Here is a 14,853-nt window from a genome sequence, read left to right as displayed (position 1 = left end):
GGAAGCTGGCGACTGGCAGCTGGCGACTGGCAGCTGAGAGCTGAAACCGGCGATCGAGCTCGCCGGTCACGGCACCGTCAAGATCGCTGACTAAGATGGCCTGACCATCAACCCTATGGAGTCGCTCAGCGATGTCCGTCGAACGCCGCTACTGCGCGCGCCTGCCGATCGATCTGCAGGTCCAGATCCTCTACCGCAAGCGCCGCTTCTGCAGCGCCACCGCGCGCAACCTGTCCAGCCAGGGCATGTTCCTGGATGTCCGCAACGTCACCCTGCCCACCGGCACCCTGATCGAGCTGGAGTTCCAGGCGCTCGGTCGTCACTGGCTGATACCGGCGATCGTGGTCCATCACCATGGCGGCGGGGTCGGGGTGATGTTCCGCGACGAACACAACGCCCTCTACCAGGATCTGCCGCGTCGCCCCGCCGCCAAGTTCCCCGCCCAGGCGTCCGCCGCCACCGCTCGACTGCACGTCAGCAGTTACTGAGCCTCTTCACCACCCCTCCCTGCTCCGACCCCACCCTGTTCAGCCCTCGCGGGGCTGAATGGTCAGGGTGCCCGGGATCGGCCTCAGCCGTAGATCAGCCCCGGCAGCCAGGTCGCCAGCGCCGGCCACAACGCCAGCATCGCCAGCATCGCCAGCTGGATCAGGATGTAGGGCAGCACCCCGCGATAGATCTGCGCCGTGCCCACGCCGGGCGGCGCCACGCCGCGCAGATAGAACAGCGAGAAGCCGAACGGCGGGGTGAGGAAGGAGGTCTGCAGGTTGAGCGCGATCATCACCCCCAGCCACACCGGATCGAGTCCCATCGCCAGCAGCACCGGACCGACGATCGGCACCACCACGAAGGTGATCTCGATGAAGTCGAGGATGAAGCCGAGCAGGAACATCACCAGCATCACCACCGCCACCGCGCCGACCACGCCGCCGGGCAGCCCGGTGAGGAACTCGGTGATCAGGTCGTCGCCGTGGAAGCCGCGGAACACCAGCGAGAAGATCGCCGCGCCGATGAAGATCAGAAACACCATGCTGGTGACCGTCGCGGTCTGGCGCACCACCTCGCGCAGGATCGTCAGCGACAGCTGACGGCGCGCGGCGGCGAGCACCATGGCACCGACGGCGCCGACCGAGGCCGCCTCGGTCGGCGTCGCCAGACCACCGAGGATCGAGCCAAGCACCGCCACCACCAGCAATAACGGCGGCAGCAGCACCGAGACCACGCGACGCGCCAGCTCGCCACGACCGGCGGGCCGCTCCTCGGCGGGGATCGCCGGTACCGCCTGCGGACGGACGACCGCCAGACCGATCTGGTAGAGCAGATAGAGCCCGACCAGCAACAACCCCGGCACCAGTGCGCCGACGAACAGATCGCCCACCGAGACGGTGTCGGGCGACCACACCCCCATCTCCAGCTGCGCCTGCTGATAGGCCGAGGAGAGCACGTCGCCGAGCAGCACCAGCACGATCGAGGGCGGGATGATCTGCCCCAGGGTGCCGGAGGCGCAGATGGTGCCGGCGGCCACCGCCGGGTCGTAGTTGCGTCGGAGCATCACCGGCAGCGACAACAGCCCCATGGTGACCACGGTCGCCCCGACGATGCCGGTGCTCGCCGCCAGCAGCATGCCGACCAGGGTCACCGAGATCCCCAGACCGCCGCGCACCGAGCCGAACAGCATCGCCATGGTGTCGAGCAGGTGCTCGGCGATGCGCGAGCGCTCGAGCATCACCCCCATGAACACGAACAGCGGCACCGCGATCAGGGTCTCGTTGGTGATCACCCCGTAGAGCCGGTTGGGCAGCGCTTCGAGGAAGCTCGGGTCGAACCAGCCGAGCGCCTCGCCGGCGAGCGCGAAGGCGAGCGCGGTGCCGCCGAGCGACAGCGCCACCGGATAGCCGAGCAGCAGCACCGCCACCACCCCGATGAACAGAAACAACGGCATCAGCTCAGACACGGGCGCTCTCCCCCTCGCTGGCGGGCAGTGCCGAGTCGACACCGGCGAGATAGAGCGCGTTGCGCAGCGCATAGCTCAACCCCTGGGCCAGCAGCAACGCCGGCATCACCAGGATCAGTGTCTTGAGCAGATAGACCCCGGGCAGTCCGCCGGCCTCGCGCGAGGCCTCGCGCACCCGCCACGACTCGGCCACGTAGTCCCAGCCGAGCCAGAGGATGAAGCCGCACACCGGCAGCAACAGCAGCAGGGTGCCGCCGAGGTCGATCCAGGCGCGGGTGCGGCGCGACCAGCGCTGGTAGAGGATATCGACCCGCACATGACCGTTGGCGCCGAAGGTGTAGGCGATGGCGAGCATGAACATCAGCCCGTGGAGATAGGTCACCGACTCCTGGAGCGCGATCCAGCCGAGATCGAAGACATAGCGCAGCACCACCACGGTGAAGGTGACCAGCACCATCGCCAGCGCCAGCCAGGCGACCAGTTCGCCGATGCGCCGGATCGTGCGCTCGACCCGATCGGCGAGGGCGAGCAGACGCGCCGCACGGGTTGCAGAGTGATTGTTCATCTGTCGGTTTTTCGGTTTCGGAGACACGAGCCCGTCGCGCGCTCGCGTCCATGCGTTACAGGACGATCGAACCCCCCGGGGTCAGGACGACACCAGGGGCGGGAATGAGACGAAGACGAAGCGAGGCGTCCGGTCAGCACGGAGCCCCGGCCACATCCAGGGGCCGGGGCTCAGCCGCTCAATCCCAGCGGAACAGTACCCACTGGGGGACGGCGAGGTTGTCGGGCGAGCTGTCCTGCGCGTCCATCACCCCGTCACCATCGGTATCGAACAGATAGTAGGGCGGTCCCACCTGGGGCTGGACCTTGACCATGTACAGGGCGCCGCGCACCCGGTACTCGTAGACCACGGCATCGCCGTCCTCGCGGATGGTGATGTCGGGTTCGACGGCCTCGCCGGTGACCGGCGAGGGGACGACGGTCGGCACCTCCAGGAAACCACCACCGGACGCATCCGGCTCCTGGGCATGGAGCGTCCCGGCCATCACGGCCAGGACGATGATCGCGAGCAACCTCTTCACGTCGTCACCCTTCTCCTCGGCGTATACGAAGCCCCAATGGTATTACGAAACGCCCACCGCGTGCGCGATCGGCGGCTAACCAGCAGCCGTCAGCCTCCAGTGGGTGGCCCACTCAACGGTCGCGGCAGAGACCCGCCCCGCTGGTCACTGCCAGCTGGCCGCCGGTGGCTGGCGGCTGACCGCTGGTCGCTGACGACTGACGACTGACGACTGACGACTGGTCGCTGGCAGCTGGTCGCTGGCAGCTGGCAGCTGCCAGCTGGCGACTGACCGCTGGTCGCTGGTCGCTTCCCACTGTTGGCTCAATCCGTCTTCGTGTCATCGCCGCCCGTCTCCCCGTTCACCGGAGCGGCCTCATCGGGCGAGGTCTCGGACGCGGCCGGGCAGGCGCTGGCCAGCACCTTGTCGATGCGCTTGCCGTCGAGGTCGACGACCTCCAGGCGCCAGTCCTCCCAGTGGGCGACGTCACCGGTCGCCGGCAGGCGACCGAGCAGCCACATCATCATCCCCGAGAGGGTGTGATAGCGCCCGCGCTCCTCCTCGGGCACGGTGCGCAACCCCAGACGATCCTTGAGCTCGACCACCGGGATCAGACCATCGAGCAGCCAGGAGCCGTCCTCGCGCTCCACCGCCCAGGCATCGTCCTCGTCACCGAGTGCGTGGAACTCACCGGCGACCGATTCGAGCAGATCATGCAGGGTCACCATGCCCTGCACCTCGCCGTATTCGTCGACCACGAAGGCGAGATGAGTACCGCAGTCGCGGAACTGACCGAGCAGCTCCATGGCATTGAGCGACTCGGGGACGTAGAGCGGCTCCTGCAGGTCGCGGGTGAGGTCGATCGCGCCTCCTGCAAGCTGCTGGACGAACAGCTGTCTGGCGCCGATCACCCCGAGCACGTCACCGAAGCCGCCACGACAGACCGGGAAACGCGAGTGCCCGGCCTGTGCCACGCGCGCCAGGTTCTCATCGAGCGGGCGCTCCAGATCGAGCCACACCAGCTCCGAGCGCGGGGTCATCAGCGAGCTGATCGGCCGATCGTCGAGGCGGAAGACGTTGCGCACCATCTCGTGCTCGACCTTCTCGATGATGCCCGCCTGCGAGCCCTCCTCGAGCAGCGCCTGGATCTCGTCCTCGGTCACCGTCGGCGAGACCAACTCGCGCTGGCCGAGCAGACGCAGGGTCAGCGCGGTCGAGCGCGAGAGCATGAACACGAACGGACGCGAGGCGCTGGCCAACAGGTTCATCGGTCGCGCCACCAGTCGCGCGATGCCCTCGGGGTCGAGCTGACCGATGCGCTTGGGCACCAGCTCGCCGATCACGATCGAGACATAGGTGATCACCATCACCACCAGCACGGTGGCGCCGACCTCGCTGCTCGCCTGCTCGACCCCGAGCGTCTGCAGCCAGACGGCGAGCGGCTCGGCCAGCGCCGCCTCGCCGACGATGCCGTTGAGGATACCGATCGAGGTGATGCCGATCTGAATGGTCGAGAGGAAACGGGTCGGATCCTCACCGATCTCGATGGCGACCTGGGCGGCGCGGTCGCCATCCCCGGCGAGGCGCGCGAGGCGCGCGCGCCGCGCCGTCACCAGCGCGATCTCGGACATGGCGAAGACGCCGTTGAGCAGGATCAGGGCGGTCAGCAGTAACAGTTCCATGAGGCCTCGGGCAGACGGGATGAGGGCATCCGGTCCGCGCCGATCGCGGTCGACCTGGATGCATGACACGGACGGATCGGGGAGGTCAGGCCGGGACGCGCAACGAGCCGCCGGGCGCGGCGCCGACGCCGGCACCCGGTGGCGAGCGCGGCGCTCGGATGGTGACGCATCGGCGGGCGCCGGATACGGCGGACGATGATCATGGCACGAGGACTCGCCCCGCTCGGCTCCTGACGCGGTGATGACGCGCCCAATCATCGCCCAAGCCCCTTCGCTTGTCACCCGCGCCCCATCGCGCCGGGGCCCTGGGGCATAATGATGCGTTGACCAACCCGGCACGCCCCACCCCATGAGCGGACTCAACCCCCGACAGCGTCAGGCCGTGCGCTATACCGACGGCCCCCTGCTGGTGCTCGCCGGCGCCGGCTCCGGCAAGACCCGGGTGATCACCCGCAAGATCGCCCATCTGATCGACCACGGCGGCCTCAAGCCGCGCCACATCCGCGCCGTCACCTTCACCAACAAGGCCGCGCGCGAGATGCGCGCGCGCATCGGCCAGCAGCTCCAGGGCACCGACACCCGCGGCCTGGCGATCTCGACCTTCCACACCCTCGGACTCGAGATCCTGCGTCGCGATCCCGAGCCGGCCGGGCTGCGCCCCGGCTTCTCGCTGCTCGACGCCCAGGACGTCGAATCGGTGCTCAAGGAGCACCTGCGCCAATCGCGCGCGCCCGACAGCATCGCCCCGGGCGCGCTGCAGCAGCGCATCTCGCGGTGGAAGAACGACACCATCGGCCCGGCCGAGGCACTGAGCCGCGCCGAGGACGCCTTCGAGGCGGAGCTCGCCGGACTCTACGCCGACTACGAGCGCAGCCTGCGCGCCTACAACGCGGTCGACTTCGACGACCTGATCCTCGCCCCGGCGCGGCTGCTCACCGAGTGCCAGCCGGTGCGCGAGGCCTGGCGCGCGCGCATCCGCTATCTGCTGGTCGACGAGTACCAGGACACCAACGGCGCCCAGTACGAGCTGGTGCGGCTGCTCGCCGGCCCCGAGGGCGCCTTCACCGTGGTCGGCGACGACGACCAGTCGATCTATGCCTGGCGCGGCGCCCGCCCGGAGAACCTGGCGCGGCTGCGCGAGGACTACCCGCGGCTCGAGATCATCATGCTCGAGCAGAACTACCGCTCCAGCGCCCGTATCCTCGGGCTCGCCAACACCCTCATCGCCAACAATCCGCATGTGTTCGAGAAGCGGCTGTGGAGCGAACTCGGTCCCGGCGAGCCGGCGCGCGTACTGCGCTGTCGCGACGAGCGCGACGAGGCCGAGCGGGTCACCGCCGAGATCCTCCATCTCCACCACGCCGAGCGCGTCGCCTTCGGCGACATCGCCATCCTCTATCGCGGCAATCATCAGGCGCGGCTGTTCGAGCAGGCGCTCAGGGTCCACGACATCCCCTACTTCCTCAGCGGCGGCACCTCCTTCTTCGCCCGCACCGAGGTCAAGGACGTGATGGCCTATCTGCGCCTGCTCGCCAACCCCGAGGACGACGCCGCGCTGCTGCGCGTGGTCAACACCCCGCGCCGCGAGATCGGCCCGAGCACCCTGGAGCGCCTCGCCGCCCACGCCCGCGCCGAGGGCACCAGCCTGTTCGCCGCTTGCGCCGACCCGGCCCTGGCCGAACACCTCAACCCGCGCCAGCGCGACCGGCTCGGCGCCTTCACCGCGCTGATCCGCGAGCAGGCGCGCGCCGCCGCCGGCGACCCGCCGACGGCGCTGCGCACCCTGGTCGAGCGTATCGACTATCCCACCTGGTTGCGCGAGAACGCCTCCAGCCAGCAGGTCGCCGAGCGCCGCTACGAGAACGTCGAGGACCTGCTGAAATGGCTCGGTACCCTGCACCGCGACACCGAGCGCAGACGCGGACTGGGCGACCTGGTCGCCCACCTCGCCCTGCTCGACGTGCTCGAACGCCAGGACGAGGAGGAAGGCGGCGACCGGGTCTCACTGATGACCCTGCACGCGGCCAAGGGGCTGGAGTTCCCTCACGTCTTCCTGGTCGGCATGGAGGAGGAGCTGCTGCCGCACCGCACCAGCATCGAGGAGGACACCATCGAGGAGGAGCGCCGTCTGGCCTATGTCGGCATCACCCGCGCCCAGCGCGGCCTCACCTTCACCCTGGCGCGCCGCCGCCGGCGCTACGGCGAGTGGGTGCGCAGCGAACCCAGCCGCTTCCTCGCCGAACTGCCCGAGGACGACCTGATCTGGGAGGGCGGCCCCAAGGCCGACCCCGAACGCAGCAAGGCGCGCGGCCGCAGCCATCTCGACATGCTCAAGGAGATGCTCGGGTCCTAGCGCGCCAGCGACCAGCCGTCAGCCGTCAGTGGGTGCGGGCAGCGGGCGGTGGTATGGGACCGTCAGGGTTGCGTGGGCGACGGGCGGTGGCTGGTCGTGAACCGCAAAGCCGCGAAGCACGCAAAGTGAATGATGTGTGATGTCGGCGTGAGGCCACAGACGGCGCGGGTCCACACCGCCGTCGGGTGATCGCGCCCGCTGGCGGCTGGCGGCTGATAGCTGGTGACTGGTCGCCGGCGGCGCCCTTTGACGAACGCGGGCAGATTCGTCATAATCGCTCTCTCGATAGAGCCTCTGCGTCTATCGTGTCTCCCACGCGCTCGTAGCTCAGTTGGATAGAGTACAGCCCTCCGAAGGCTGGGGTCGCAGGTTCGAATCCTGCCGGGCGCGCCAACTCCCTCTCCCCTACTCCAGCTCCTCGCTTGCCGTTGCGGCCATGATGCGGATCGCCTGGCAGATCTCGGGGATCGTCGCCGGCGCAACCGGACGACTGAACAGGAACCCCTGCACCTCGTCGCAATGATGCGCGCGCAGCAATTCGAGCTGCGAGTGACGCTCCACCCCTTCCGCAGTCACCTTCAGCCCCATGGTCTCGGCCATCGCCATCACCGCCTGAGCAATGGCGGCATTGTCACGGTCACGCTCGATATCGACCAGGAAGGACTTGTCGATCTTCAGCCGGCCGATCGGGAAGCGGCGCAGATAGCTCAGGCTCGAATAGCCGGTACCGAAGTCGTCGACGGCCAACTGCACCCCGATGGTCTTGAGCGCGCGCAGGGTGGTCACCGTCTCCCGGGGCTGATTCATCAGCACCGTCTCGGTCAACTCAAGCTCCAGCGAGGTCGGATCGAGTCCACTCTCGCGCAGCACCTGGGCGACACGCTCGGAAAAGCCGGGACGCGCGAACTGGTTGGCCGAGACATTGACCGCCACCCGCGGGATGAACACCCCCTGGGCACGCCAGCGCGCCAGCTGTAGACAGGCCTGGCGCAGCACCCAGTCACCGATCTGCAGGATCAGTCCGCTCTCCTCGGCCACCGGGATGAAGAACTGTGGCGAGACCGCGCCCAGCTCCGGATGCGTCCAACGCAACAATGCCTCGACCCCACTGACCTCACCACGGTGCAGATCCACCTGCGGTTGGTAGTGCAGGGCGAACTCGTCCTTGGCGAGCGCCTGATGCAAGGCGTTCTCGATCCGCATCCGCTGGCGCATGTCATCGTTCATGCTGACGTCGAACAGCCGATAGGTGTTCTTGCCGGAGCGCTTGGCCTGATACATCGCCAGGTCGCCGTTGCGCAGCAGGTCGGTCGCGTTCTGCGCATCCTGCGGGAACAGGGTGATGCCGATGCTCGGGGTCACCACCACGGTGGTGTCGTCGAGTTCGAGCGGCTCGCTCAGATCGCGCTGCAGCTGACGCACCACCCGGATCGCACCACGCACCCCACCGACATCGGGCAACAGCAGCGCGAACTCGTCGCCACCGAGGCGCGCCAGACACTGCTGCGCATCGGGATCGGCCTCGCAGGTCTTCGACCAGCTGACGCTCAGGCTCGCAGACAGGCGCTCGGCGACGGTCTTGAGCAGCAGGTCGCCGAGATGGTGCCCCAGGGTATCGTTGATCTGCTTGAAGTTGTCGAGATCGAGGAACACCAGCGCACAGGCATGGCGGCGTCGGTGCATCACCGTCAGCACCTGCTCGAGACGCTGCTGGAACAGCACCCGGTTGGGCAGTCCGGTGAGGGTGTCGAAGAAGGCGAGCCGATGGATGCTGGCCTGAGCCTCCTGCAGCGCGGTGATGTCCTGGACCGCGCCATAGCAGCAAACGCCGCCAGGCGCCACGGAATGCGAGGGCTCGACGAACTGACGCAGATGGCGCACCTCGCCCCCGCTGGTCAGCACCCGGTGGTGCAGCTCGGCATCGCGATCGCACCGTTCGAGATGCGCAAACCAGTCGATCACCGCATCGCGCTCATCGAGCGGCACCCGCTCGACCAGGGCCTCGAGGCCACAGACATCCCTCGCGAGCGTGCAATCGAGGATCTCGAGCGCCTGTGCCGACCAGCGTATCCGTCCCTCACCGGGGAGCCACTCCCAGTCACCGATCCGCGCCATCCGTTGCGCGGCGGCGAGACGCCGCTCGCTGAGCAACAGCGCCTCGGTGGCCTCACCGGCACGCACCATGTAGCGAATGCGGTGCACCATCACCGAAGCGATGATCGGCTTGACCGCAAAATCGGTCGCCCCGGCTCGATAGGCCTGCTCGATCGAGCCCTCGTCGTCGAGACCGGTCATCATCAGGATGGGCAGATAGTCCCCCCCGGGAAGCGCACGCAGCCGCGTACAGGTCTCGAAGCCGTCGAGCCCCGGCATCATCACATCGAGCAACACGATCTCGGGCAGCCCCTCGGCGGCCACCCAGGCGAGCGCCTGCGCGCCACCATCGACCTCCACAACCTCCATGCCGCACTGTTCCAGGGCCTCGGCGAGCAGATAGCGCGAGGTGACGTCATCGTCGACGAGCAGCACGCGGATCGGAGAGACGGCGAGATGTGGACGCATCGGAAGATATCCTCAGGAGTCGCGCTGCAGCCGCTCGAGCGCGGCGACGAGTTCTCGGAACTGGGCCTCGGCTGCGGCGAGGGTACCGCCTGCCTCATCCAATGCGCCAGCGCGGGCGAGCCGTTCGAGGACGCGACAGGTCGCGGCGAAGCCGTGAGCGCCGAGGTTGGCGCTACTCGACTTGAGGGTATGCGCGGCAAGCTGGACCAGCTCGGCGGCGTCACTCTCCAGCCCCTGGCGCAGCTCCGACATCAATTTCGGGGCGCTGTCGAGATACAGGCCGATCACCTTGGTGAGCGGATCGGGCCGACCGTCACGACGCAATGCCCGGATCGAGTCGAGTACCGCCGGATCGAGCAGTGGCGGCGCCCCACCTCCACCCCCACCCCCGCCTCCCGCCTCCGGCGACCTGGCGACGACCCAGGGAGCAATGCGCGCGGCAAGTTGGCGTTGGGAGAAGGGCTTGCTCAGATAACCGTTCATGCCGGCCTCGTCGCAACGCTGCTCGATCCCCTTCTGCACGTTGGCGGTGAGCGCAATGATCGGGACCGATGAAGCAGGCCGCTGCTCGCCTTCGAGTCGACGGATCGCTGCGGTGGCGCTGAACCCATCCATCACCGGCATGTGGCAGTCCATCAGCACCAGGTCGAACGCATCGTGGGCAAACGCCTTGACCGCCTCTTCTCCGTTATCGGCGATGATGACCTCGAGCCCGAGGTCCTCGAGCATCAGCGTCGCCATCTCCTGGTTGACCGGATTGTCCTCGACGAGCAGAACCCGGCCGCGCAGGGTCGAGTTCGGGTCGGGCTCGGGCTCGTGCTCGACCCGGCCGGTCTCCAGTATACCGGGAGGGACTCGACCGCAGGCCTCGTCGAACCGCGCCTCGAGGGTAAAGGCGGCGCCCCGCCCCGGAGCGCTGTCGACCCGGATATCGCCCTCCATCATCCGCGCCAGCTGGCGACAGATCGCCAGCCCCAGCCCGGTGCCGCCGTAGTCGCGGGTGATCGAGCCGTCACCCTGGGCGAAGGCCTCGAAGATGTCCTCCTGCTGCGTCGGATCGATGCCGGGACCGGTGTCGCTGACGGTCACCACCAGGATCAGTCCACCATGTGCCCGCTGCCGGGTCAGCGCGCGTACCCGGACCTCGCCGGCGGCGGTGAACTTGACCGCATTGCCGATCAGGTTCATCAGGATCTGACGCAACCGCGCACCATCACCGTTGACCCGCACCGGCAGGTCCTCGGGCAGCTCGGTCTCGAGCCGCAGCCCCTGGATGCTCGCCGACTCGGCGAACAGCTGCACCGTGCCCTCGATCAGTGCCCGCAGCTCGAAGTCGTAACGCTCCAGGCTCAGCCGCCCGGCCTCGATCTTGGAGAAATCGAGGATGTCGTTGATGATCTCGAGCAACGCCTCGCCCGAGCGCTGGATGGTCTCGGCGAAGCGGATCTGACGGGCATTCAAACCGCTCTTGCGCAGCAGCTCGGCCATGCCGAGCACGGCGTTCATCGGGGTCCGGATCTCGTGGCTCATGGTGGCGAGGAAGTCGCTCTTGGCCCGGCTCGCCGCCTCGGCACGATCGCGCGCTTCGGCCAGCGCGGCCACGGTATGCTCGAGTTCTCGGGTACGCGCATGCACCTGACGCTCGAGATCCTCCCGATAGCTCTCGAGCCTGAGATCGCGCTGCTGGATCTGGTCGAGCATGTCGTTGAAGCCGTGGACCAGCGAACCGAGTTCGTCGCCACGCGACTCGCTCACCCGCACGCCGTAGTCACGCGCGCTCGAGACCCGCTCCATCGCCCGGGTCAGCGAGAGGATCGGCGCCGAGACCAGTCGTTGCAGCCAGTGCGCCAGCAGCAGCGCGGCGACCACCGCCGCGATCAGGGTGAGCGCGCTGATCGCCAGCGAGCGGTTGAGCGCCGCACGTACCCGCGCGGGGGTGTCGAGCAGATGGACATGGCCGATGACCTCGTCGTCGATGACGATGGCGCGCACCACGTGCAGATGATCGGGCTCGATGCCGATCCCCGGGTGTCCCTTGCCGCCGGGGCCGTACTCGTCCGGCGGCAAGGGCTCGGCACTCGGCGGGTAGCGCGCGAACAGCCCGCCGTCGAGGTCGTAGACATAGGCCCCGAGCAGCTGCGGGCGATCGGCGAGCGCGGCCAGGGTCCGGGCCGCGGCCTCGGGATCATCGAAGGTCAGTGCCGCGGCGACGTTGTAGGCGAGCATGTCGCCCAGGGCATTGAGCTCGTCGATGGCGCTGCGCTGCAGCACCTGGCGCTGGTTGAGTCCGTGACTCGCCCCGGAGAGCAGCAACACCGCAAGCGCCACCACCAGCATCAGCAGCATCAGCTTGTAGCGGATCGAGAGCCGTTCCAGCCACTGTCTCATCTCAGTCCCTCACCACGTCGACGGCCAGTTTCAGCAGCTGTGAACTGATCCCGAGTCCTGCGGCCCGCGCACTGGCGGCATTGATCTCGAAGCGCAGCCTGCGCTCGACGCGCACGAAGCGCACCATGCCGCCGGCGGCGACGAACTCGGGGATCTCGCTCACCGTGAGCACCGGCCGTCCGGCAAGCGATCTCAGCACTGCGGCAAGAAAGGGACGCTCGGAGTCGGCGACATAGACGATGTGGCAACTCTCGAGCGACTCGCCACGCGAGCGGCGCACCACCGTCATCGACCGTCCCTGGACCTGCTTCCCGTTCAGCGCCTCCAGCGCCTGAGCCGACTCACTGCGTCCATAGACGCACAGATGCAGGGACTCGGCGCGGGGTGGCCAATGGATGAACTTGGAGAAGTTGTAGAGATAGGCGGCCATCAACTCGCCTTCCTCGACGCCGGCGCACACCGCAGAGCCATAGAGCAGCATCGAGACCATCAGTGCCCCGCAACGACGCCGCATGCGCCGAACCGCGCGCCGAGAGGAGCGCTCAGAACTCGAGACGAACCGAGGCATAGACGCCGCGCTGGACCTCCAGCGGCAAGGCTGCGAAGGCCTCCGGGTAGCCTTCCGGATGCGCGGGACTCAGCAGATTCTGTCCCACCAGGGCAAGCTCCAAGCCCGCGCGCGGGCGCCAGGCCAAGCGGACATCCAGCTCCCAGTAGGCGGGGATGCGGCTGTCGCTGAACCGACCGATGTCGAACGGCGGGTAACTCGAATCGACATAGCGCAGCCACAGATCGAGGTCGACATCCTCGCGCGGGTTCATCAACGAGCGCAGCGAGAACTGCTGGCGCGGATCGGCACGCGCCAGGGTCTCGTTGCTGCGATCGAGACTGGTCTCCGGCACCTCGAGTTCGACCTCGAGATAGCCATAGGCCAGCGCCAGCCGCCACCACTCGCGCAACTGCCACTCGGCGGCGAGCTCGACGCCATAACCAGACCCGCTGGCCTGGTTGTCGAAGGGCAGGCTGAAGTAGAGCGCATCGCCATCGGCACCGGTCTGCAACACGGCGTCGCCCGAGGAGCGCAGGTCGTCGTAGTCGTTGTAGAACAGCGTGAGGTCCAGGTTCAACCGCGACGATGGGGCCAGCCGCCAACCCAGTTCATAGGCGATCAGCGACTCGGAGACGAAGTCGTCGTCGCCGGCGGTGGCGAACACCAGCGACTGCGGCCAGGATCCCGGCAACCCGGACTCGATCACCCGGGCCCAGACCTCGGCGCTGCGCTCGGCGCGCGACGGCGTGCGCACCGCACGCGAGACCGAACCCCACACCGAGGAGCGATCCGTGGCGTGCCACAGCAGCCGGATGTTGGGTTGCAGCTCGAACCCGGTGTAGTCGTTGTGCTCGAACTTGCTTCCCAGGGTCAGGTGCAAGCGCCCCGGCACCAGATCGATCTCGTCCTGGAGGAAACCGTTCCAGAGTTCGCGTGATTCGGCGTCCGGGTCGAGATCGACCAGCACGCCGCCACTGAAGTCGTCGGCGACATGCCGATAACCGAGCCCCCAGACCAGGTCATGACGCGCGCCCAGCATCACCCGGTGCTGGAACTCGACATCGAGGATGTCGTGGCGCTGCGAGACATAGTACTCGTCGCGCTCGACATGGTCGTAGTAGAGCTGCAGCGACACCTGCGAGCTGACCGACAGCGCCCGCTCCCAGCGTGCCAGGAAGTTCGCGCCGCTGGCCTGCAGGCGATCGTCGACCGCGACATAGCGCTCCGGCAGCACCTCGGGGGCGGGGACGTTGAGCTGCTGGCGCAGGTTGCTGCGATAGAGATCGCCCTGAACGGTGAGACGATTGCCGTCGGCGAACCGCGAATCGACCCGAAAGCCGCCCTGACCACTGTCCCAGTCGTCACGACCACCGTCACCATCGAGGGTGATCAGCGCGTCATGGTCCTGATACTTGGCATAGAGCCGGGCGAAGGTATCGGGCGCGACCTCGGCGCCATAACGCAGCGCCGCCATCGCCCGCTGCTCGGAGCCGGCGCCGAGGCTCGCCAGCCCGCCCAAGGTATTCTCGGCCGAACGGGTGATGATATTGATCACGCCGTTGACCGCATTGGCCCCCCACAGGGTCGCGCCCGGACCGCGGATCACCTCGATGCGCTCGATATCCTCGAGCAGCGGATTCTGCTGCTCCCAGTAGACACCGGAGAAGCTCGGCGTGTAGAGGGTGCGACCGTCGATCAACACCAGCAGCTTGTTGGCGAAGCGACCGTTGAAGCCGCGCGCAGAGACCGCCCATTTGTTGGCGTCGAGTCGGCTGACCTGCAGCCCCGGGACCATCCGCAACAGCTCGGGCAGCGCCGTCGCGCCGCTGCGCCGGATGTCCTCGGCACCGATCACGAACACCGCGGCGGCGGCATCGGCGAGCGCCTGCGACTTCTTGCCGACCGAGGTCACCTCGACATCGAGCAGCTCTTCCAGGCTGAGTGCGGTCAGGTCCTCGCCGTGCACCGGCATCACCAGCAAGGATGTCACTAGGGGCAGCATCCATCCTGCCACCATCCGCATCGCCATAGACTGCCTCCACCGTGTTCTGACGACCCCGCCATCATCGCCCCCTCTGCCAAGAGGTCGACATCGAGCAGCACTATAAACGTCCGGGCGTCGCATCGGGTAGGATCCGGCCATCGCCAACATCACCCCGAGAGGCAACCCATGAGCAACGCCGTTCAATCCTCCAGCGCACCGCATATCCTGCACGTCGCGCAACGCGCAACACTGGGCGACGCACTCGACGCCCAGCGCGGCACCTTGCAGGCTGCCAGCGGCAGACTTGCCTACTACG

The 14,853-nt window shown here is 67.8% G+C and carries 10 protein-coding genes and 1 tRNA gene; 3 read left to right on the top strand and 8 right to left on the bottom strand.

Annotated features, from left to right (window positions below; all coding sequences use genetic code 11):
- Positions 1–131 precede the first annotated feature (131 nt).
- Entirely contained in the window at positions 132–488 is a 357-nt protein-coding gene (locus EBL84_RS11175) for a PilZ domain-containing protein (RefSeq protein WP_123140889.1), read from the top strand.
- A gap of 83 nt (positions 489–571) precedes the next feature.
- Here the strand turns inward: EBL84_RS11175 and EBL84_RS11170 are convergent, their stop codons facing one another.
- The 4 genes from EBL84_RS11170 to EBL84_RS11155 form a co-directional block, all read right to left on the bottom strand.
- A complete protein-coding gene (locus EBL84_RS11170; RefSeq protein ID WP_190287941.1) occupies positions 572–1,954 on the bottom strand; it encodes a TRAP transporter large permease subunit in 1,383 nt (460 codons plus the stop codon).
- Positions 1,947–2,519, bottom strand: a complete 573-nt coding sequence (locus EBL84_RS11165; protein WP_123140887.1) for a TRAP transporter small permease subunit — start codon at positions 2,517–2,519, stop codon at positions 1,947–1,949. Before EBL84_RS11165 ends, EBL84_RS11170 begins: the two co-directional genes overlap by 8 nt.
- 178 nt (positions 2,520–2,697) lie before the next feature.
- Positions 2,698–3,039, bottom strand: a complete 342-nt coding sequence (locus tag EBL84_RS11160; RefSeq protein ID WP_123140886.1) for a DUF2782 domain-containing protein — start codon at positions 3,037–3,039, stop codon at positions 2,698–2,700.
- Between the two features lie 302 nt (positions 3,040–3,341).
- Positions 3,342–4,700, bottom strand: coding sequence for a hemolysin family protein (locus EBL84_RS11155; RefSeq protein WP_123140885.1), 1,359 nt, complete (start codon positions 4,698–4,700; stop codon positions 3,342–3,344).
- Positions 4,701–5,049: 349 nt separating this feature from the next.
- Between EBL84_RS11155 and EBL84_RS11150 the strand changes: the two genes are divergently transcribed.
- Both EBL84_RS11150 and EBL84_RS11145 read left to right on the top strand, forming a co-directional pair.
- A complete protein-coding gene (locus EBL84_RS11150; protein ID WP_123140884.1) occupies positions 5,050–7,053 on the top strand; it encodes a UvrD-helicase domain-containing protein in 2,004 nt (667 codons plus the stop codon).
- Between the two features lie 316 nt (positions 7,054–7,369).
- Positions 7,370–7,446 (top strand) — tRNA-Arg (locus tag EBL84_RS11145).
- Positions 7,447–7,458: 12 nt separating this feature from the next.
- On the opposite strand, the gene EBL84_RS11140 is transcribed toward EBL84_RS11145, so the two are convergent.
- Genes EBL84_RS11140 through EBL84_RS11125 form a run of 4 tightly spaced genes read right to left on the bottom strand, consistent with a single transcriptional unit; the run spans position 7,459 to position 14,543 of the window.
- Positions 7,459–9,615 (bottom strand): bifunctional diguanylate cyclase/phosphodiesterase, encoded by a 2,157-nt coding sequence (locus tag EBL84_RS11140; protein WP_123140883.1) that lies wholly within the window; start codon positions 9,613–9,615, stop codon positions 7,459–7,461.
- Positions 9,616–9,627: 12 nt separating this feature from the next.
- Positions 9,628–12,003 (bottom strand): ATP-binding protein, encoded by a 2,376-nt coding sequence (locus EBL84_RS11135; RefSeq protein ID WP_123140882.1) that lies wholly within the window; start codon positions 12,001–12,003, stop codon positions 9,628–9,630.
- 1 nt (position 12,004) lies between these two features.
- Positions 12,005–12,517, bottom strand: a complete 513-nt coding sequence (locus EBL84_RS11130; protein ID WP_123140881.1) for a YfiR family protein — start codon at positions 12,515–12,517, stop codon at positions 12,005–12,007.
- 28 nt (positions 12,518–12,545) lie between these two features.
- Positions 12,546–14,543 (bottom strand): TonB-dependent siderophore receptor, encoded by a 1,998-nt coding sequence (locus EBL84_RS11125; protein ID WP_223807000.1) that lies wholly within the window; start codon positions 14,541–14,543, stop codon positions 12,546–12,548.
- Positions 14,544–14,853 lie beyond the last annotated feature (310 nt).

This window comes from Marichromatium sp. AB31, from assembly GCF_003718685.1.
Lineage (GTDB): Bacteria > Pseudomonadota > Gammaproteobacteria > Chromatiales > Chromatiaceae > Marichromatium > Marichromatium gracile.
Note: the sequence above shows the minus strand (reverse complement) of the source record. Positions and strands in the feature narration are given on the sequence as shown.